Raw genomic sequence first — 20,636 nt, forward strand, 5'->3', positions numbered from 1 at the left:
ATTAAAATCTCCCCTGGCGGCCAGTATCGGAACTACGTGGAGCGGTTGATACCGGGGCGGTCTCGACTTTCTCCAACTCAATACCGTAATCGGTAGACGAGCCGCTCTTCGGCTGACTGCTCTGCTGGGCTGGGTTAATCAGCTTATCCAGAGGCAAGTACAACAGGTTGCCGCTTGATTGCGAGTCGACCATGACTTTGCTGGTGTTAGAATAAACACGTTCCATCGTCTCAAGGTACAGACGGTTACGCGTTACATCTTGTGCCGCTAGGTATTGAGGCAACAGCTTTTCAAACTGAGCCACTTCACCCAATGCACCGTTGATCACACGCTCAGAGTAACCTTCCGCTTCTTTCTTCAGACGCTCAGCACGACCGGTAGCCTTCGGCAAGATGTCATTACTGTATGCTTCTGCTTCACGAACGAAACGCTCTTCATCTTCTCGCGCTGCGATCGCATCATCGAAAGCATCTTTAACCGCTTCCGGTGGACGTGCAGACTGGAAGTTGACATCGACGACAAACAGACCCATGTCATAGCCCTGAATGATACTGTCAATTGCTTCCTGCGTATTGGCACGGATCACCTGACGGCCCGTCGTCAATGCTTCATCCATTGTCGAGTCACCAATCACCGCACGCAGTGCAGAGTCAGTCGCTTGACGCAAGCTGTCATCAGCATTGGTGACGCTAAATAGGTATTTCTGTGGTTCAGACACGCGATACTGAACGTCCATTTCGACTTTCAGTACGTTTTCGTCTTTGGTCAGCATCAAGCCAGAGCTGCGCAAAGAGCGAATAGCCTGTACGTTAACTGGCTCAACTTCATCGATAAAAGTAGGTTTCCAGTTCAGACCTGGATCTACCATCTCGTAGACTTTACCGAAACGCAGGACAACCCCACGCTCTGCTTCGCCAATGGTATAGAAACCGGAAAAGCCCCATACCGCAGCAGCCACAACTGCAATTGCCCCAAGACCTGCAGCGCTGCCGCCGGTCGAAGGTCCCTTTTTATTCCCCAAAATACCACCGAATTTACGACTCAGTTTCGAAAAAACTTCATCGAGGTCCGGCGGACCTTGATCTCGACCACCGCGATTATTGTTCCCCCAAGGGTCTTTATCACGGCCGCCGTTGTTACCAGGCTCATTCCACGCCATTATAGAACTCCATCAATATGATATGACGACAGTTTTTCTTATTACTCTAGCAGTCCATTAAGCAACGATAAAGTCATCTAACGAAGTACTTTCTCTTTTTTGTAACCTAGACCACTCTACCAAAGGCAAGCGGATGTCAATTTGCAGGCTGCCATCAGTGTCATATTCCTCACTGACAATGCACCCTAACTGGTAAAACTTACTCCGGTAGCGCCCGATATACTGGGGCGGTAACCGCAGGGTATGTTTCACCATGGTTCCAGAGAGACGTTCGGTCAGAGCTTCAAACAACAGCTCGATCCCCAGCCCTTCCATCGCCGAGACCCAAACCCGTTGAGGAACACCGTTCTCATCACGTTCAATACGTGGCGATGCACCTTCTAGATTATCGATCTTATTCATCACCACCAAGATTGGCACCTCACCGGCATCAATCTCGTCGAGCACCGTCTCAACCGCTTCAATATTTTCACGGAAACGGTCATCGCTGGCATCGACCACATGCAACAGCAAACTGGCATCCTGGGTTTCTTTCAGGGTGGCCTTGAAGGCCGCGACCAGATCATGGGGCAAGTGGCGAATAAAACCGACCGTATCGGCCAAGATCGAGGTACCAACATCGGCCACATCAATCTTGCGCAAGGTCGGATCCAGGGTGGCAAACAGCTGATCAGCCGCATACACCCCAGCATCGGTCACCCGATTAAACAACGTCGACTTACCGGCGTTGGTATAACCAACCAGTGAAATCGTTGGGATTTCGGCACGGTTTCGTGCACGGCGTCCCTGATCACGTTGCTTAGAGACTTTTTCAAGGCGGCGCAAAATCGTCTTGATCCGGTCGCGAAGCAAACGGCGGTCCGTTTCCAACTGGGTTTCACCCGGTCCACGCAAGCCGATCCCGCCTTTTTGACGCTCAAGGTGGGTCCAACCGCGGATCAGTCGGGTTGAGATGTGACGTAGCTGTGCCAGCTCGACTTGCAGCTTACCCTCGTGGGTACGCGCTCGCTGAGCAAAGATATCGAGGATCAGACCGGTACGGTCCAATACACGGCATTTGCAAATCTGCTCCAAGTTGCGCTCTTGCGCTGGAGAAAGAGAATGGTTGAATATGACGATTTCGGCGTCTTCAGCCCGAACCGCTTCGGCAATTTCCTGTGCTTTACCTTCACCCACGTAATATTTAGGGTGGGGAGTTTTACGACTACCGGTTACCACCCGTAGCGTATTAACTCCCGCCGAGGAGACTAGCATTTCGCACTCGCTTAAGTCTTCCCACTCCCCTTCTTGCGTGAAGTTGATATGAACAAGAATTGCCTGCTCACCGGTTTCATAACGGTCAAACAAGCAATCAACTCCTTAATGAAGAGTATTATTCTTCGGTTTTTTCTTGTGAACGTTCTGCCGTAGCTGGGCGATCACCTGTATGGTGGTGGTTAACTGGACGAGCAGGCACCACGGTTGAGATCGCGTGCTTGTACACCATCTGGTTAACAGTATTCTTCAGTAGGATCACAAACTGATCAAAAGACTCAATCTGGCCCTGTAGCTTGATACCGTTAACCAGGTAGATTGAAACTGGGATTCTTTCACGACGCAAAGCGTTCAAAAATGGGTCTTGCAGAGATTGCCCCTTAGCCATTATTTCTTTTCCTTATTTGTTTGTAGTTGTAGTTAGCAACGAACAAAATTAAAAATACGCAAAACAGTAACCAGTATACACGTTAATCAAACATCACATCTAACTGAGTTTGTGACGGTTTGTAACGCCAATTCTGGGTCACTGCTATCCAACCACGTCAGATCTTTCCAGCTTCTCAGCCAGGTAATTTGACGCTTCGCCAATTGACGAGTAGCACAGATACCGCGGAAAACCGCATCATCCAAAGAACACTGCCCGTCCAAATATTCCCACATCTGACGGTAACCAACACAACGAATTGAAGGAAGGTCTGGGTGCAGATCATCGCGTTCATACAAAGCTCGTACTTCCTGCTCAAAACCTGCGTCGATCATCTTTTCAAAACGTTGCTCGATCCGCCGATGCAGCACAGCCCTATCCGTGGGCGTTATTGCAAACTGGTGAACCCTGTAAGGCAAAGTATCGCCTTGAGTTTTCGTCAGCTCAGTTAAAGTTTTACCCGAAATACGAAAAACTTCCAATGCGCGTGAAAGGCGCTGGGGATCATTGGGGTGAATACGCGCTCCGGAAACCGGGTCGATCCGTACCAATTCCTCATGCATCGCCTGCCAACCTTTCTCCGCCGCTTCCAGCTCAATCTGAGTACGGATCACCGGATCAGCCGCTGGCAATGGCGACAAACCTTCCAATAATGCTTTGTAGTACAACATAGTACCACCAACCAATAAAGGAATGCGCCCTTGTGCAACTATATCAGCCATTTCTTTCAGTGCATCAGCGCGAAAGTCTGCAGCTGAATAACTTTGCGCTGGATCACGAATATCGATCAATCGGTGCGGCGCCTGCGCCAACTCGTTAGCATCAGGCTTCGCAGTACCAATATCCATATTCTTATAGATAAGGGCTGAATCAACGCTTATCAACTCTACCGGAAGTTGTTGGCGCAATCGGATCGCCAAATCAGTTTTGCCCGACGCTGTCGGGCCCATCAGGAAAATTGCCTGTGGTAGTGGCTTAGTCATAATTAAAAGCTTCTATTGCTGCGCTCACGTCAACCGGGCGCAACAAGTCTGAAAAATAATGTTCGAGTTCTGGGCCCCATAGCTGCTCCAGTTCGGTTACCAACTGGATGGCTTGGGATAAGGTATAGGCTTCTGTGGGCACAGTCAGCTGCCCTGCCAGCCAGTCTAACAGTTTATCCCACCCTTGCGCTTCGGCGTCTTCGGCCACGGCCCCAAGATAGGCCAACAGCGCCGGTATCAGTTGTTGCAGGTTCTGCTGGCGCAATGGCTGGCATACCGACAAAATAATCAGCTGCTGTTTGTTCTTGGCCTTGAGCTGAATACCTAGCTGCTTTAGCAACATCGCGTGCTGCTCGGCGCAGTTTATCATATTCGGCTCGACGGGAATGGAATGCGGGATCAGCAGGGGCTGCGGCTTCAGCCCTTCCCCCTGAGCCATACGCAACTGCCCTTTGGTCCGCAGGCTCTGAGCCCGGGGCAATGACAACAGTGTCAACCCGTCATCACGGTTAAGCAGCAGGTATTGCTGCGCCACCAGCGACAGAGCCTTACCCAGTCCGACACCATTGGTCGTATCGATAGCATCCTGACGGGTTGGTACCTGGCTGGCTGCTTTCTTCTCTTGGAAGGAAGCGGGCTGCTTTACCTGCGGTTGAGCAGGCGATTGGCTAGCAAGAGGCGGACTGGATAGCGGTAAACTCGGCGATGCTGGCTGCGGCGACGATTCCACCGTCTGCATCAGCTGCTGGTAGGCTTCAACTTCTTCCGGAGTTGGGCCTTCATCCTGATAACGAGGACGGCTATTACCACCAGAGCGACCAGTACCACTGGCGGCTCCCTCACTGTCACGATAGGCGTGTTCATTCCTTCGCTGAGCATGGGAGGTATCCGTCCGGTCACGATAGCCTGATGACGCTGCCTGTTCAGCGCGTTGGTAGCCAGCCTCGCGGCCACTGGTACCTCTTGTCCCAGCAGGAGCGCCGCTTGTTAACCAGTCACTGGCCGGGGCCTTATTGGGGTAATCCGGTGTACGCGCCACGGCAGCCAACGCCGCATCAGGTTCGGCAATACCATGAGATTGGGAAGACTGAGTTAAAGGAGGAGCCGAAGAGTACGGCGTTTCCGGTGCCCGGGCACTGGCCCTAGGAGCTGGCGCATTCACCACCAGATCAGCGTCATCCGCCGCCCCTTCAATCAGGGCACTTTGCAGCCCCTGGCAAATAAAGTCATGCACCAAACGGGCCTGATGGAAGCGCACCTCATGTTTAGCCGGGTGCACATTGACATCCACTTGGTGTGGATCGACTTCGATAAACAACACATAGGCCGCATACTGATCGGGAGCCAGGCTGCTCTCGTAGGCTTGACGGATTGCATGGTTGATCAGCTTGTCTTTCATCATCCGGCCATTGACATAACAATACTGGATATCGTTCTGTGATCTTGCGCCCTGCGGGCTGCAAATCCAACCGCCCAGCTTGAGATCGCCGTGGGCCAACTCAACCGCCAGAGCATGCTCCAAGAAGGCCTGCCCGCACACAGCGGCCAGGCGGCGTTCTTTTTGGATTTGGGTGCTGGCCGCACGATACTGACGAATCACCTTGCCGTTATGGCGTAGATTAATGGTGACATCCATTCGGCTAAGGGCAATGCGCTTTAGCAGCTCATCGATATGACCGAATTCAGTTTTTTCGGTACGGAGGAATTTACGTCGGGCCGGTGTATTGAAAAACAGATCCAACGCCTCCAGCGTGGTCCCGATAGGATGGGCGGCGGGCTTGAGTTGCACCTCCATGTCCCGCCCTTCGGCATACGCAGCCCAGGCCTCTTCTTGCTCGGCAGTGCGGGAGGTCAAGGTCAGGCGCGACACCGAGCTGATACTGGCCAGTGCCTCACCGCGAAAGCCCAGACTGGCGATGGCTTCAAGATCATCGAGCGTGGCAATTTTTGAGGTCGCATGACGGCTCAACGCCAAGCCCAGCTCGTCTTTTGGGATCCCTTTACCGTTATCACGGATCCGGATCGTCCGACTACCGCCCTTATCGATATCGATATCGATGCGGGTTGCCCCGGCATCAAGGCTGTTTTCAACCAGCTCTTTGACCACCGACGCGGGTCGCTCTACCACCTCACCAGCAGCAATTTGGTTCGCCAAACGAGCTGGCAGGATCTGAATAGGCATAATCAACTACTCGGAATAGTAAGTTTTTGTCCAACCGCCAATTTATCTGAGCGTAATTGGTTCGCTTCACGCAAACGACTGACAGTCACTCCATAGCGAGTGGCAATCTTACCGAGAAAATCCCCCCGCTGCACGGTATGGACCACCGATACCGGCGCCTTAACTGAAATTTTCAGCTTTTGCCCAACCGCCAATTCATCGGAACGCAACGTGTTGTCACGCCTGATATCCGCGACGGTCACCCCATACTGGCTGGCTATCTTGCCTAGGAATTCACCACGCTTCACGGTATGCGTCACCGTTTTGGTGGTAGTCGCAACAGCAGCCTTTGCTGGTGCCGTTACCGGGGCAGTCACTGAAACTCTCAGCTTTTGGCCGATTGCGAGTTCATCGGAACGTAACTTGTTATCACGCCTAATACTCGCGACGGTCACTCCATACTGGCTGGCTATCTTGCCAAGGAAATCACCGCGCTTCACCGTATGCGTCACCGTTTTGGTGGTGGTCGCAACAGCTGTCGATGCCGGTGCCGTTACCGGGGCTTTGCCCGGGATCACCAAAACCTGGCCAACCTTCAAGGTATTCGACTTGAGGTTATTCGCCTGTTTTATGGCTGCCACAGATGTGCCGTAACGGCTAGCAATCACGCTCAGCGACTGACCACTGGCCACCTTGTGCTTGATACCTTGATTGCGAGAAGCAAACAGGGTCCCTTCCGGTGGCTTCTCGTTAAAATACGACAATACGCCACGATAGACTGCATCCGCCAGTTTGTTCTGGTGTGACTTCGAGTTTAGCAGTCGCTCCTCTGTCGGGTTGGTGATAAACCCAGTTTCAACCAGCAACGACGGGATATCCGGAGACTTTAACACCGCCAGGCTGGCATGCTCCGGCTTGCTTTTGTGCAAGGTAGTGACCTTGCTCATCTCTTTCAACACCCGGCTAGCAACGTCATACCCTTCCTTCTGGGAGTGGCTAAACTGCAGATCGAGAACCGCCATGCTCAAGTACTGATCATCACTGCCACCGGACAGTACATCACCGCCACCGAGCAACTCGGACTGCTTTTCATGCTGTTCAAGCCAGCGGCCAATCTCATTGTTCGCCCGGCGGGTATTGAGTACCCATACCGATGCGCCACGTGGTTGAGGTTTATGGAAACCATCAGCGTGGATAGAGACCAGCAAGTGAGCACGCTTTTTACGGGCCAGTTCGGTACGTCGGTTGAGGTTGACAAAGTAATCCCCCTGACGGGTCATCACGGCCTTCATCCCCGGCGTCGCATTGATCCGCGCTGCAACTTTCTTGGAAATGTCCAGCGTCACGTTTTTTTCATACAAACGACTCGGGCCTATCGACCCCGGGTCCTCGCCCCCATGTCCGGGATCGATAGCGACAATGATATCGTCACTGCCGTAAGGCAACATGGCCTGTTGGTTCGCAACAGACGGTTGCGAAGTCGGTTCAGGCTTTTTTACTGAGACGGCTTTGCCATGCGGCAAGTCCAGCACCAGGCGGTGGCTGTAATGGCCATCGGGCGTGGGTGCCAGCGTAAACAGCGTCGGGGTCATCCCCGCTTTCATTTCCAACACCAGACGGTAGGTCCCTTTTTCTGGTGCACCACTATTGCGGATTTTGGTCAGGATCGCACTGTCCTTCACCACCACAGGTAGCTTGGTTTTCAGCGAGGTCTGTTTGAGATCTACCACCAAGCGATCTGGCTTGGTCAGGGTAAAGTAGCTAAAAACAGCTTCATCCTTGAGATCCAGCACCACGCGGGTTTCCTCTGGTGCCGGCCAAACCCGGATCCCTTTCAACTCATTTGCCATGGCCAATGAGCTAAACAGACTGACCCCTAAAATCACAGCATTCAAAAAAGCCCGTAACGACATCCTATCAACACAACTCCAAGCACTTAATGAGTTCACTACCGTATTCGTTATTTGCCGTCAGGGTGACTTTACGTTGCTCACCGTGATAGCGCATATCTAATTCAAGGTCAGCTTCTGGCAATACGCCCGCCCCTTTTTCTGGCCATTCCACCAGGCAGATGGCATCTGCGGCAAAATAATCACGGATCCCCATAAATTCTAGCTCTTCAGGATCCGCAAGCCGGTACAGATCAAAATGATAGACCTGCCAAGGCGGAAGTTCATAAGGTTCCACCAAAGTATAGGTAGGACTTTTTACATTCCCCGGGTGACCCAAGGAACGAATAAAACCTCGGCTAAAGGTGGTTTTTCCAGCGCCCAAATCACCATGAAGATAAATGGTGGTCTGGTGCTGACAGGAATGGGCCAGCTTGTGGCCTAAATCTACCGTCGCCTGCTCATCAACGAGCAAGATTTCAAAACTATGCATTGTATTCTTATCTTGGATTTACTAATTGTCGAATATGAGGGAACAAATCGCTGGCAAGCATACCACGCTCCCCCTCTGCTGCGCAGCTGTCGGCAGCAGTACTGTGGATCCATACCCCGCATCTGGCAGCCGCCGCCAAAGACAAACCTTGGCCCAGCAATGCCCCGATGATACCGGAGAGCACATCACCCATCCCACCCGTTGCCATTCCAGGGTTCCCCGCTGCACATACCCAGCACAGGGTACCATCATCCACCAAGGTCCCTGCACCTTTTAGCACGACCACTCCGCCATACTTCTGTTGCAGGGTTCTTGCGGCGCAGAAGCGATCGGCTTCCACCTCCGCAACCGAGCAGGCTAGCAGCTTTGCCGCCTCTCCAGGGTGAGGAGTAATTATACGATTATTTTTATAGTCTGGTGAATGCGCTAATAAGTTCAATCCATCCGCATCCACCACGTGTCTTTTTTCTGTTTGGGCGAGCACATCGTATAAAGATCGGCTCCACGCCGACTGACCGAGCCCGGGGCCCAATACCAGCACATCAGCCCAAAGTAGACGCTGGGCCAAAGTAGCACTGTCCGAATCCCGCCAACCAAGGGACATTATTTCAGGTCTGGTTGCCACAATTGCCAACACATTGTCAGGTTGCGTCAGTACGGCTGTCAGACCCGCTCCCGATCTTGCTGCCGCTTCAGCCGCCATGCGGATCGCCCCGCCCATCCCATGATCACCACCGGCCAATAAGATCCGGCCATGATCACCTTTGTGGGCATCGCGCTGCCTAGGAGGCAGACATAAAGCGATATCCGAGGCCTGGGTCACAATGGCCGATGGCGACTCGATTTGCTCAAAGGCATCGGCCACCTGCAACCCGGCAAACTGCACCTGACCAACATAGTTGCCAGCTTGTGCCGTCCATAATCCTTGCTTGCTGCCAATAAAAGTCACCGTAACCTGGGCTTTGACGGCCTGACCGAGACACCTTCCGGTATCCGCGCAAAGACCTGAAGGAACATCGACAGCTATCACAGGCAGCGCGATCCGATTGATCATCGTGATCAACCGCTGCACCTCAGGGCGTATTTCACCACTGAGTCCGGTTCCCAACAAGGCATCGATCACGACATCGATCGAGGCTGGGATCGCCTTACCCGGCGGCAAGATCTGACCATCAGCCTCCAGCCAGGCATCCCGTGCTTTGGCGGCATCTCCTTTGAGCTTCGCCGCGTCTCCCTGTTGCCAAAGCGTCACCGGATAGCCCGCTTCACGTGCCAAACGGGCGACAACATAGCCATCCCCGCCGTTATTACCGCCGCCACAGCATACCAATACGTGCTGCTGGCGGGAAAACCCTTGTTCAAGCACTCGAAACACCGCGGCACCGGCCCGCTCCATCAATTGGTACATAACCAATTTTTGCTGCGCGGCTGCTTGTTGCTCTCCCCGGCGAACCTGTTCAGCTCTAAACAGCTTGCCAGACCATAGTTCCGTATTCATGGCATCCTCTCTTTTTACGGTGGCAATGACGGGCCTTTGTCTCCCCAGACATACTCCATTGTAACGGCAGCATTGCCCAGTACTAGCAACAGGCTAAGATCTTCATGATGATCCTCTCAACATTTGCTGTGGTTGTGGTAAACTTCCGCCCCCAATCCAGCCAGGCACTGCAAGTATGACCATCGACTATCGCGATCTGACCCAAAAAATCAAGCAATGGGGCCTAGAACTCGGCTTCCAGCAGATTGGGATCAGCGATGTCGACCTCAGCCAACATGAAGCACAGCTTCAACGCTGGCTCGATGCCGGCTACCACGGCAACATGGACTGGATGGCCCGTCACGGTATGATGCGTGCGCGACCGGCCGAATTACACCCAGGTACCGTTCGGGTTATTAGCGCTAGGATGGATTACCTTCCGCCAGAAGCGGGCTTTGCCCACAGCCTAAACCAACCCGACACCGCCTATATCAGCCGCTATGCTCTCGGCCGCGACTATCACAAACTGATCCGCAACCGGCTCAAGCGCCTCGGGCAATTGATTGAGCAGGAAGTCGGGCCATATGGCTACCGGCCATTCGTTGACTCGGCCCCTATCTTGGAGCGCCCACTGGCTGAAAAAGCCGGACTGGGGTGGACCGGCAAGCACTCGTTACTGCTAAATCAACAAGCTGGCTCATGGTTTTTCCTTGGTGAACTGCTTATCGACTTACCATTGCCTGTTGATAGACAAGAGGAAAACCAATGTGGAAAATGCGTTGCCTGTATGACCAGTTGCCCCACCCAAGCGATTGTCGCTGAAGGCGTGGTTGATGCTCGACGGTGTATTTCTTACCTCACCATTGAGTTTGACGGAGTGATCCCTGAAGAGTTCCGGGAAGCAATTGGTAACCGGATTTACGGCTGTGATGATTGCCAGCTTGTCTGTCCGTTCAACCGCTTTGCCGAATTGACAAAAGAAACCGATTATCACTGTCGTGACAGCTTACGCCTGCAACCTTTGACTACACTGTATGCTTGGACAGAAGACGCCTTTCTGAAATATACCGAAGGATCGGCAATCCGCCGCATCGGGCATATCCAATGGCTCCGTAATTTAACGATTGCGATGGGGAACGCGCCCTACAGTTCCGACATTATCGAGGCTCTGGAATCAAGAATGGGTGAAAATGCGCTACTGGATGTTCATATCCAATGGGCGAAAGACAAGCAACTCAACAAGCGTCAGCAGGATACTATCAGTGTTCTCCCTGCCAGTACCAAACGGCTTATTCGAATTGTAGAGAAAGGCCTACCGCGTGATGCCTAGCCAGGAAAATCTATCCGGCTGTCATATTGCAACGTTATCCACACAGAGTGAGAGCCCGATCAGGCTTCTGAACAAATGTGGAAAACATTTTCAAATTTGTCTCTTTATCTGCTATTTCCAATATTAAACACAGCCCGAGATAGACAGCTCTAAAAAAGTTATCCAAACATCCACAGAGTGGATCAGGTTGTATATAAGCTTTGAACAAAAACACTTAAAACCATATAAAACAAAGATTTATATTGTGGATAAAATATTATCGACTAATGTTTTTTTGAATAAAAAAAAGATAGATACAGACTTGTTCACACGGTATCGGCACACGTAATCAACCGACTTACCCACAATATATTTTTGTGGATAACTCTGTGCACGATCAAAGAGTTGTCTATCCGCCACCGTCTCAAAGCCACGAACGGCAAGGCGCTCAGGCATAAGTTGGTCGGGATAAATAAAGACAGATACGATTCACAGCTCCCTGCTGGCAATTTACATTACCCGTATCAAACCATTCAAAGAGCTTGTGTCGTCATGTGACACTAAACAGAGCATCTTGATATTGCCGAATAAAAATAAACAGCCATAAGGCTGTAGGGGCAACTCAACAATGATGTTTTCGAAGCTGATCGCTTCATAATGGTTCCCAATAACCCTCAGGTTATGGAACATTGAAACAACACACAAGGTTATCGAGAATCGATTAACCCAGGAATGTTGTAATTGAACTAATACTTCACAGTAGTAGCTTTGCCGTTCCCCTGCTCATGCAGCGGCAGCAATGAAATTGGAGCGACGTGGCCGACTAGGTACGCGAGGTTCCTCGTAGGAGCACATCTTTCCTGAAATTGGAGCGACACACGAGGTTCGAACTCGTGACCTCAACCTTGGCAAGGTTGCGCTCTACCAGCTGAGCTAGTGTCGCATGCTTGTATTTCAACAAGTAAATTGGTTGCGGGAGCTGGATTTGAACCAACGACCTTCGGGTTATGAGCCCGACGAGCTACCAAGCTGCTCCATCCCGCGTCCGATTTATATTCACCGTTAAGTACGGTAACAACTATTGTTTCATCGCCTTAGCAATAAAACCAATTTGGAGCGACACACGAGGTTCGAACTCGTGACCTCAACCTTGGCAAGGTTGCGCTCTACCAGCTGAGCTAGTGTCGCATGCTTGTATTTCAACAAGTAAATTGGTTGCGGGAGCTGGATTTGAACCAACGACCTTCGGGTTATGAGCCCGACGAGCTACCAAGCTGCTCCATCCCGCGTCCGATTTATATTCACCGTTAAAGTACGGTAACAACTATTGTTTCATCGCCTTAGCAATAAAACCAATTTGGAGCGACACACGAGGTTCGAACTCGTGACCTCAACCTTGGCAAGGTTGCGCTCTACCAACTGAGCTAGTGTCGCACGTCACTGTTAGGCACAATGAAAGCCTGAATCTGGAGAGAGGTGGCCGACTAGGTTCACGAGGTTCCTCGTGGGAGCACATCTATCCTTAAATTTGGAGCGACACACGAGGTTCGAACTCGTGACCTCAACCTTGGCAAGGTTGCGCTCTACCAACTGAGCTAGTGTCGCATGTCACTGTTAGGCACAATGAAAGCCTGAATCTGGAGAGACGTGGCCGACTAGGTACACGAGGTTCCTCGTGGGAGCACATCTATCCTTAAATTTGGAGCGACACACGAGGTTCGAACTCGTGACCTCAACCTTGGCAAGGTTGCGCTCTACCAACTGAGCTAGTGTCGCATATTCTCATCAGAGAATTGGTTGCGGGGGCCGGATTTGAACCGACGACCTTCGGGTTATGAGCCCGACGAGCTACCAAGCTGCTCCACCCCGCGTCCGTATTTTATTGAAAGGCAAACTAAAGTAAGAATTGCCTTTCGAGGCTGCGCATTATACGAGGAAATGAGACGGATGCAATAGTTCTCAAAAAAATTTTGATCTTTCCTATCCAACCGCCTATTTAGGCATCAAATTTTCATTATTTGCTCACGATAGTACCGTAATTCAGCTATCGAATCGTGAATATCATCAAGTGCCAAGTGGCTGCCTTTCTTGCTAAAACCATCAAGCACTTCCGGTTTCCAGCGACGAGTCAGTTCTTTGAGCGTACTGACATCCAAATAACGATAATGGAAGTACTGTTCCAGTTCCGGCATATGCTTGTATAGGAAACGGCGATCCTGGCCAATACTATTGCCACAAATTGGCGAAGCCCCTTTCGGTACCCACTGCTCCAAGAACGCTACAGTCCGGCGAATAGCCTCCTCTTCGCTCACATTACTCTGGCGGATCCGCTCAACTAAGCCACTGCTGGTATGGGTCGTTGTACACCATTCATCCATCTTGGCCAATTCAGTTTCAGGCTGGTGAATCGCGAGTACCGGCCCCTCAGCCAAAACATTGAGCTGCGCATCGGTTACAACTGTCGCAATTTCAATGATTTTATGGGTTTCTGGATCCAACCCGGTCATTTCTAAGTCGATCCAAATTAGGTTCTGATCGCTGATCATCATCGGATATTGCCTATTCTATGAGTAAACCATGTATGATAATACCAAACTAGCGCCAATGCCGAGGTTGCAACTGCAGGTTTTTCGGCGGGCTATGCATCGGTATATTACCGTAAGCCAACTTAACTGAACGATATTCTTGTGGCAAAAAAGAAAAAGCTTACTAAAGGTCAGAGCCGCCGTGTGCGCTCAAACCAAAACAAACGCCTGAAACGCGAAAAAGATGACGTCCAGTGGGATGAAGCCCTACTGGAATCTGCTCGTGAAGGCCTCGTGATCACCCGTTTCGGCCAGCATGCTGATGTTGAAGATCCTGAAACCGGTATTATCCACCGCTGCAACCTGCGCCGTAGTATCCAAAGCCTGGTGTCTGGCGACCGCGTTGTCTGGCGCCCGGGTGTTGAAGCACTCCAAGGCATTAACGGTGTCGTCGAAGCCGTTCATGAACGCGAGTCGATGCTTACGCGCCCAGACTACTATGATGGCGTTAAAGCCGTGGCAGCCAATGTCAACCAAATCATCATTGTATCGTCCGTGCTGCCCGAACTATCGCTCAATATTATTGACCGCTACCTGATCGCAGCCGAAACCGTTGGCGTTCCACCGCTAATCGTTCTCAATAAAGTCGATCTGCTTGAGCCGGAAGAACGAGCACACGTTGAAGAGACCCTCGCCTTGTACCAAGAGATTGGCTATCAAGTGCGTTTGGTCAGCTCAGAAACTGGCGAAGGGCTTGATGGATTGCGTGATGATCTCAAAGGCCACATCAGTATTTTTGCCGGTCAATCCGGTGTGGGCAAATCAAGCTTGGTGAACGCCCTGATGCCAGAGGTTGAGGCGGAAATTGGTGATGTGTCAGAAAACTCCGGTCTTGGTCAGCATACAACAACTGCTGCCCGGTTGTACCACTTCCCTGATGGCGGTGATCTTATCGACTCACCTGGGGTACGTGAATTCGGCCTTTGGCACCTAGAAACAGAGCAAGTCACCGAGGCATTCGTCGAATTCCGCGATTACTTGGGCGGTTGTAAGTTCCGCGACTGCAAACACGGTAATGATCCGGGCTGTATCATTCGTGAAGCCGTTGAAGAAGGCAAGATCCACCAAGCCCGCTATGACAGCTACCATAAGATCATCGATAGCATGTCTGAGAATGTCGCTAACCGCCAATTCTCACGCAACAAACCTGATTGATTGATCGTTTTGCATCTCCCCGTATCGACGGGGAGCTGCAGTCTCGACAGCAAGTAACTGACTTTCCCCAACAAGTTAGGTATTATTACGAGCCAACGTTATAATAACGTAACTATCTTGTTGAAAAATTCACTGTTTCTGGATGATACCGTGCACGACAATTTCAAAATCGGCTTGCAGTACTGCGCGCCAAAGCAAACCCTGACTCAACTTGCAGGCAAACTCGCCTCAATGAAAGCCGGCAAGTTAACGACCGCAGTTATCCGCTGGTTCATCCGCCAGTACGGCATTGATATGAATGAAGCCCGTAACCCAGATCCAGCGGCTTACGACACATTCAACGACTTCTTTGTCCGAGAGCTGAAAGACGGGGCTCGCCCAATCAATGACGATGCGGCGATCATCTGTCACCCTGCCGATGCTTGTGTCAGCCAACTAGGTCCAATCACTGGCGGTGAGCTTATTCAGGCCAAAGGCCACACCTATGAAGCTGCAGAGCTACTGGGTGGCGACCAAGCACTCGCCGATCAGTTTCAAGACGGCCATTTTGCGACCCTTTACTTATCGCCAAAAGATTACCATCGTGTCCATATGCCATGTGACGGCACCTTGCGCCACATGGTCTATGTACCAGGCGAGCTGTTCTCGGTTAACCCACTGACCGCGAAAAATGTACCGAATTTATTTGCCCGCAATGAACGCGTGGTATGCATCTTCGATACCGAGTTCGGCCCAGTGGCACAGGTACTGGTTGGTGCCACGATTGTTGGCAGCATTGAAACCGTATGGGCAGGTACCATTACGCCACCGCGCAGCCCGCAAATTCATCGCTGGAATTACCCAGCTGACGGCGAGCAAGCCATCACCCTGAAGAAAGGGGATGAAATGGGCCGCTTCAAACTGGGGTCAACCGTGATCAACCTGTTCCCAAAAGATGCCATTGAGTTTGTTGATGGCCTGGAAGCCGGTGTACCGACCAAGATGGGCAGTGCCTACGCAAAGCGTGTTTCGGCCGAGCAGCCAGAAGCCTAAACGGTTAACATTTTTGAACAAAAAGGGCCTTTTACGGCCCTTTTTTTATGCAAAAAATTGACCATATCGAGGAAAATATCAACACCCAAATAGTATGCTGGGGTCAGTCAATAATATAAGCAAACCAACATACCATGAAAAAAATCCCTTTATCCCAGCTAGTTAAGCTGCTGGTCGCGTTCGGGATCCCGCTCGGGATACTGATGCTACCGATTGATGCTATCCCTATCGCTGAATTAACCGTTTCCCAACATCGTCTTCTGGCTATCTTTGCTCTTGCGGCCCTGCTCTGGGTCCTAGAGCCCGTTCCTGTCTTCGCTACCTCGATCCTGATCATTACCTCGCAACTGATCATGATCTCCGATAGCGGGCTGCATACCTTCCGGACTCCACCGGCGGGCCATGAGATGGGAGAAGTGCTCAAATACACCGACATCCTCGGCTCATTCTCATCACCCATCATCATCCTGTTTATGGGGGGCTTTGCCCTCGCGATTGCCGCCTCCAAGTATGAACTGGACAACAACTTGGCACGGGTACTGCTCAAACCGTTTGGCACCCAGCCGAAATTTATCATGCTCGGCCTGATGTTGATCACCGCGGTGTTCTCGATGTTCATGTCCAACACCGCGACCACCGTAATGATGCTGGCCCTGCTGGCGCCCATCGTCGCTTCGGTACCCAAAGGCGATATTGGCATCAAGGCATTGGTGCTGTGTATCCCTATCGCTGCCAACACCGGTGGTATTGCCACCCCAATCGGTACCCCGCCCAACGCCATTGCCTTGCAGTATTTAACGGGTGAGAACGCCATCAGCTTCCTTGGTTGGATGGTAATTGGCCTGCCGTTTGTCATTCTCCAACTGGCCTTTGCGTGGTGGTTGCTGCAAAAAATGTTCCCATCCAAGCAAACCCACATGCAGCTCGAGCTCAATGGCCAGTTCCAGAAAAGCTGGCAGGCCATTGTGGTTTATATCACCTTTGGCCTGACCATCTTACTGTGGATGACCAGCTCACTCCATGGCATGAATGTCTATGTGGTGTCTATTATTCCGCTCGCCGTATTCACCCTGACCGGGATCATGGGTAAAGAAGAAATCAAGCTAATCAACTGGGAAGTGTTATGGCTGGTCGCCGGTGGTATTGCCATTGGCCTCGCACTGGATAAAACCGGTCTTGCCCGAGCGCTGGCCCATGCGGTGGACTACGATGCCCTATCCCCCATTGCCGTGGTACTGACCCTGTCAATCATCTGTTGGCTGATGGCGAACTTCATGTCCAACACGGCTACCGCCAACTTGTTGATCCCGATCGCCGCAGCAGTCGCCGCATCGATGGAAAGCCTGGCGTCAATGGGAGGGCTGCAAGGCGTACTGGTCGTGGTGGCGTTCTCGGCCTCGCTCGGTATGATCCTGCCGGTCTCGACACCACCGAACTCCCTAGCCTACTCAACCGGGCTTATCGAAAGCAAAGACATGGCCAAAACCGGCCTCATCATCGGTTTGGTCGGCCTCGCTGTGGTCTATGCCGCCGCGCTGGTATTAACCTAACAGGTCCCCAACTCCCAAAGTGTGAAGGCGGCTGATGGCGCCTTCACACAACCTTACGATTCCCATACTTTAGAAGCATAACTCTGTTAACCCGATCACTTTAATTCTCTGAATTATCGATGATGATCATGCACCTTCTGCCATGGGGATTTTCGCTTTACCCAAGGAATACATCACTTCGCTAAAACACACCGGGAATGCCATCTATATAAAACCAACATCTGGCTGCCGAGAGAGATAACAATGAATCTAACGATCAAACACAAGATACAATTGGCGATAGCCGTGATTATCGCTACCGTCAGCGCCGTCCAGGCCTGGATATCCATCTCCCAACTCCAGCAGGAGACCACCAGCGCCATCAATAACCAAATGCGCGACATCGCCCAAGGTACCAGCAGCAATATCAGTGACTGGCTCGCCATACGCAGTGATATGATGCTGGCCAACGAAAGCCTGATTGCCAACCAGGACAATGTCGACCGCGAACTGCTGCTCACCAAACGGGCTGGGCAGTTCCTGTCAGTCTATGCCGGTTTTAATAACGGTACCATTGCCTACGGTGACAAGACCGAAGATTGGCCGGAGGGCTATGATCCCCGCACCCGCCCTTGGTATCAGGATGCGATGCGCCAAAACGGCCTGATCCTGACCGAACCCTACGAGGATTTCGATGGCAGCATGGTAGTCAGTTTTGCCAAAGCCTTTCAGGGCCAACACCGTGGGGTACTAGCGGCCGATTTAACCATTACCGATATCATCAACCAAGTGCTTAACCTACAGCTGGACAACAACGGCTTTGCCTTTTTGGTCGATGGCAACAACAACATCGTTGCCTACCGTGATGAGTCACTGAGCCAGCAGCCGCTGACCCAACTGGATCACGATTTATCACCGCAGCTACTCCAGCAGTTGGTTGCCAATCCGGCTATCCACACTTTCCACCTCGATAGCGACGGCAAGGATAAGCTTATCTATGCCACCCCTATCGCAGGGACAGACTGGACACTGGCCTTGGTGGAAGACAAAGATCTGGCCTTTGCCTCCATCGGCGAGCAGATCACGTTCATCCTGTTGGCCTCCGTTGGCCTGTATATTGTGATTTCGGCGATCGCCACTCTGATCATCAACAACTTGCTTCGCCCACTATCACGACTCAGCGATTCGGTCGCCCAGCTGGCCGAAGGTCAAGGTGATCTTACCCAACGCATTGATATTGAACGCATGGATGAGATCGGCGTACTGGCCGATCACATGAACCGCTTCCTCGGCCAGCTTCAGACCATGATCAAAGGCGTGGTTAACCAATCAGACCGCCTTGGCGAGCAAGCAGAGCTGTCCGCCCAGCAAACGTTGCAAGCCAACCAGAAGGTGAACGAGCAGCAAAACGACATCAACCAGATCGCCACCGCCATCCATGAGATGTCAGCGACCTCAGCCGAAGTGGCCAGCCATGCCGAAATGACTGCCGCGGCGGCGCAGGCCTCCACCAGCTCCTGTGAGCAGGGTCAGGGAGTAATAAGCCAAAACCGCAGTGCAATTACCTCGCTGGCAACACAGGTAGGAGATGCCGCCAGTGTGATCCACGAGTTGGAAAGCAATGCCCAGAACATCAACCAGATCCTGTCGACCATCCAGGGGATTGCCGAGCAAACGAACTTGCTGGCCCTCAATGCCGCCATCGAGGCTGCACGGGCCGGTGAGCAAGGCCGTGGATTTGCCGTCGTCGCCGACGAAGTCAGGGTCCTGAGCCAGCGTACCCATGACTCGACGGAGGAAATCCGCTCAATGATCGAGGCCCTGCAAAAAAATACCCGCCAAGCGGTCGACAGCATGCAGGCAAGTACCAACCTAGCCGATGAGAGTGTCGGCTTTGCCGAAGCTGCCAGTGACAGCCTGAGCCAAATCACTCAGGCGATCAGCGAGATTTCGGATATGGCGACCCAGATTGCCAGCGCCGCCGAAGAGCAACGAGCCGTCAGCGAAGATATCAGCCGCAACACCCAGGCGATCAAAGATGTGTCCGATCACCTGTCGGTCCAAACCGATGCGGTGACTGAAAATGCCAAGGAAATGCACAGCACCGCCGCCAATATGTGCCGTGACGTTTCACGTTTTAAGATCTGATGCTCGTAGCCTAACAGTTCTCCCTCCGCAAAGCCGTCCAACCAAGGGCGGCTTTTTTTGGGGGGTATTTTGGGGAAGTCCTCGCAAAATCAATAACTAGGTTTTCAAGAACTGCCTGCGTTTTTCCCTATTACTGGATATGGCTGCCAATTTCACTACCTTCCCCTCCACAGCGACGCCCCACCCACTACACTGGAAAGGTTGGCTAGTTGAATAGAAAAATAAGAGAGGAACAAAAGTGAAATCACCGTCTTTCAAAGTATTACTGCTCGCCATAGCGGCAGCATCCTTGTCCAGTGCCCAAGCGGCAGAATGGAGCTACGAGGGGGAGCATGGTGCCGAGAACTGGGGCAAGAACTTTGTCACCTGCGAGGGGGTCAACCAAACCCCAATCGATATCAAGCACACTATCAAGGCTGAACTAACCCCGCTGCAGATAGATTACCAAGGCAAGGTTCGTGATGTGATCAATAACGGTCATACCGTGCAGGCCAATGTCGAGGGCAAGAACCAGTTAATCATCGATGATCAAACCTTCGACCTCAAACAGTTCCACTTCCATACCCCATCGGAAAACTATATCGCCGGCAAACAGTTCCCGCTCGAAGTGCATTTCGTCCATGCCAATGCCGAGGGGCAACTGGCCGTCGTGGCAGTCATGTTTAATACCGGACCGCGAGGCAACGAGGCGTTCAACACCTTGCTGGCGACCGTGCCAGAAGCAGATCAAACCCTACCACTCAAAGACGCCCTGAACCCAGTGGATCTGCTACCGAGGGAACGAGAGTATTTCCGTTTCAACGGCTCGCTGACCACCCCGCCATGCAGCGAAGGGGTGCGTTGGTTTGTCATGCGCGAAACCCAAGCCGGAACCGAACAACAAATCGACAGCCTGCACAAGGTCATGGGTGACAATGCCCGCCCGCTCCAGCCCCTCAATGCTCGGCTCGTGCTGGAATAATATTTCTAAACCAACAACAGGCGCTTCTGCTGAGGCGCCGTCTGTTTCCTTCCCTCTCCAGCGCCCCCTAGCCT

Annotated in this window: 15 protein-coding genes and 8 tRNA genes; 6 read left to right on the plus strand and 17 right to left on the minus strand. The window is 52.0% G+C overall.

What is annotated here, in order from left to right; genetic code table 11:
• Nucleotide 1: 1 nt before the first annotated feature.
• From hflK to L4D79_RS25015, 8 genes are all read right to left on the minus strand, one after another.
• Entirely contained in the window at nt 2-1,159 is a 1,158-nt protein-coding gene (hflK, locus tag L4D79_RS24980; protein WP_428655558.1) for an FtsH protease activity modulator HflK, read from the minus strand.
• Nucleotides 1,160-1,216: 57 nt separating this feature from the next.
• Nucleotides 1,217-2,506 (minus strand): ribosome rescue GTPase HflX, encoded by a 1,290-nt coding sequence (gene hflX, locus L4D79_RS24985; RefSeq protein WP_428655561.1) that lies wholly within the window; start codon nt 2,504-2,506, stop codon nt 1,217-1,219.
• A gap of 25 nt (nt 2,507-2,531) precedes the next feature.
• Nucleotides 2,532-2,801: an RNA chaperone Hfq gene (gene hfq / locus L4D79_RS24990; protein ID WP_428655563.1), complete on the minus strand. Its 270-nt coding sequence runs from the start codon at nt 2,799-2,801 to the stop codon at nt 2,532-2,534.
• Between the two features lie 86 nt (nt 2,802-2,887).
• The gene (miaA, locus tag L4D79_RS24995; RefSeq protein WP_428655565.1) at nt 2,888-3,823 is read right to left on the minus strand and encodes a tRNA (adenosine(37)-N6)-dimethylallyltransferase MiaA; all 936 of its coding nucleotides are present in this window, start codon (nt 3,821-3,823) and stop codon (nt 2,888-2,890) included.
• A complete protein-coding gene (mutL, locus tag L4D79_RS25000) occupies nt 3,816-6,005 on the minus strand; it encodes a DNA mismatch repair endonuclease MutL (RefSeq protein ID WP_428655567.1) in 2,190 nt (729 codons plus the stop codon). Before mutL ends, miaA begins: the two co-directional genes overlap by 8 nt.
• A gap of 2 nt (nt 6,006-6,007) precedes the next feature.
• A complete protein-coding gene (locus L4D79_RS25005) occupies nt 6,008-7,897 on the minus strand; it encodes a LysM peptidoglycan-binding domain-containing protein (RefSeq protein WP_428655569.1) in 1,890 nt (629 codons plus the stop codon).
• A 4-nt stretch (nt 7,898-7,901) separates the two neighbouring features.
• A complete protein-coding gene (tsaE, locus tag L4D79_RS25010) occupies nt 7,902-8,366 on the minus strand; it encodes a tRNA (adenosine(37)-N6)-threonylcarbamoyltransferase complex ATPase subunit type 1 TsaE (RefSeq protein ID WP_428655571.1) in 465 nt (154 codons plus the stop codon).
• A 7-nt stretch (nt 8,367-8,373) separates the two neighbouring features.
• The gene (locus tag L4D79_RS25015) at nt 8,374-9,864 is read right to left on the minus strand and encodes an NAD(P)H-hydrate dehydratase (protein WP_428655574.1); all 1,491 of its coding nucleotides are present in this window, start codon (nt 9,862-9,864) and stop codon (nt 8,374-8,376) included.
• Between the two features lie 175 nt (nt 9,865-10,039).
• On the opposite strand from L4D79_RS25015, the gene queG reads away from it, so the two are divergent.
• Complete coding sequence (gene queG, locus L4D79_RS25020) at nt 10,040-11,173, plus strand: tRNA epoxyqueuosine(34) reductase QueG (RefSeq protein WP_428655576.1); 1,134 nt, start codon at nt 10,040-10,042, stop codon at nt 11,171-11,173.
• Nucleotides 11,174-12,019: 846 nt separating this feature from the next.
• Here the strand turns inward: queG and L4D79_RS25025 are convergent.
• From L4D79_RS25025 to orn, 9 genes are all read right to left on the minus strand, one after another.
• A tRNA-Gly gene (locus L4D79_RS25025) sits at nt 12,020-12,095 on the minus strand.
• A gap of 24 nt (nt 12,096-12,119) precedes the next feature.
• Nucleotides 12,120-12,196, minus strand: a tRNA-Met gene (locus L4D79_RS25030).
• Between the two features lie 68 nt (nt 12,197-12,264).
• Nucleotides 12,265-12,340 (minus strand) — tRNA-Gly (locus L4D79_RS25035).
• A gap of 24 nt (nt 12,341-12,364) precedes the next feature.
• A tRNA-Met gene (locus tag L4D79_RS25040) sits at nt 12,365-12,441 on the minus strand.
• 69 nt (nt 12,442-12,510) lie between these two features.
• Nucleotides 12,511-12,586, minus strand: a tRNA-Gly gene (locus tag L4D79_RS25045).
• 95 nt (nt 12,587-12,681) lie between these two features.
• Nucleotides 12,682-12,757, minus strand: a tRNA-Gly gene (locus L4D79_RS25050).
• A 95-nt stretch (nt 12,758-12,852) separates the two neighbouring features.
• A tRNA-Gly gene (locus L4D79_RS25055) sits at nt 12,853-12,928 on the minus strand.
• 18 nt (nt 12,929-12,946) lie between these two features.
• A tRNA-Met gene (locus tag L4D79_RS25060) sits at nt 12,947-13,023 on the minus strand.
• Nucleotides 13,024-13,155: 132 nt separating this feature from the next.
• Complete coding sequence (gene orn / locus L4D79_RS25065; protein ID WP_428655578.1) at nt 13,156-13,701, minus strand: oligoribonuclease; 546 nt, start codon at nt 13,699-13,701, stop codon at nt 13,156-13,158.
• Between the two features lie 138 nt (nt 13,702-13,839).
• Between orn and rsgA the strand changes: the two genes are divergently transcribed.
• The 5 genes from rsgA (at nt 13,840) to L4D79_RS25090 (ending at nt 20,562) form a co-directional block, all read left to right on the plus strand.
• Entirely contained in the window at nt 13,840-14,892 is a 1,053-nt protein-coding gene (rsgA, locus tag L4D79_RS25070; protein WP_428655580.1) for a small ribosomal subunit biogenesis GTPase RsgA, read from the plus strand.
• Between the two features lie 150 nt (nt 14,893-15,042).
• Entirely contained in the window at nt 15,043-15,924 is an 882-nt protein-coding gene (asd, locus tag L4D79_RS25075) for an archaetidylserine decarboxylase (protein ID WP_428655582.1), read from the plus strand.
• A gap of 134 nt (nt 15,925-16,058) precedes the next feature.
• The gene (locus L4D79_RS25080) at nt 16,059-17,474 is read left to right on the plus strand and encodes an SLC13 family permease (RefSeq protein ID WP_428655584.1); all 1,416 of its coding nucleotides are present in this window, start codon (nt 16,059-16,061) and stop codon (nt 17,472-17,474) included.
• A 243-nt stretch (nt 17,475-17,717) separates the two neighbouring features.
• Nucleotides 17,718-19,601, plus strand: a complete 1,884-nt coding sequence (locus L4D79_RS25085; RefSeq protein ID WP_428655586.1) for a methyl-accepting chemotaxis protein — start codon at nt 17,718-17,720, stop codon at nt 19,599-19,601.
• A 238-nt stretch (nt 19,602-19,839) separates the two neighbouring features.
• Nucleotides 19,840-20,562 carry a carbonic anhydrase gene (locus tag L4D79_RS25090; protein WP_428655590.1) on the plus strand — a complete coding sequence of 241 codons (723 nt, stop codon included), beginning with the start codon at nt 19,840-19,842 and terminating at the stop codon, nt 20,560-20,562.
• Nucleotides 20,563-20,636: the final 74 nt, after the last annotated feature.

The organism is Photobacterium satsumensis (assembly GCF_050336935.1).
GTDB lineage: Bacteria > Pseudomonadota > Gammaproteobacteria > Enterobacterales > Vibrionaceae > Photobacterium > Photobacterium satsumensis.

Coding starts and splice junctions, on each gene's coding strand:
- hflK (WP_428655558.1), bottom strand. CDS start 1,159: ATGGCGTGGAATGAGCCTGGTAACAACGGCGGCCGTGATAAAGACCCT.
- hfq (WP_428655563.1), bottom strand. CDS start 2,801: ATGGCTAAGGGGCAATCTCTGCAAGACCCATTTTTGAACGCTTTGCGT.
- miaA (WP_428655565.1), bottom strand. CDS start 3,823: ATGACTAAGCCACTACCACAGGCAATTTTCCTGATGGGCCCGACAGCG.
- mutL (WP_428655567.1), bottom strand. CDS start 6,005: ATGCCTATTCAGATCCTGCCAGCTCGTTTGGCGAACCAAATTGCTGCT.
- L4D79_RS25005 (WP_428655569.1), bottom strand. CDS start 7,897: ATGTCGTTACGGGCTTTTTTGAATGCTGTGATTTTAGGGGTCAGTCTG.
- tsaE (WP_428655571.1), bottom strand. CDS start 8,366: ATGCATAGTTTTGAAATCTTGCTCGTTGATGAGCAGGCGACGGTAGAT.
- L4D79_RS25015 (WP_428655574.1), bottom strand. CDS start 9,864: ATGAATACGGAACTATGGTCTGGCAAGCTGTTTAGAGCTGAACAGGTT.
- queG (WP_428655576.1), top strand. CDS start 10,040: ATGACCATCGACTATCGCGATCTGACCCAAAAAATCAAGCAATGGGGC.
- orn (WP_428655578.1), bottom strand. CDS start 13,701: ATGATGATCAGCGATCAGAACCTAATTTGGATCGACTTAGAAATGACC.
- L4D79_RS25080 (WP_428655584.1), top strand. CDS start 16,059: ATGAAAAAAATCCCTTTATCCCAGCTAGTTAAGCTGCTGGTCGCGTTC.
- L4D79_RS25085 (WP_428655586.1), top strand. CDS start 17,718: ATGAATCTAACGATCAAACACAAGATACAATTGGCGATAGCCGTGATT.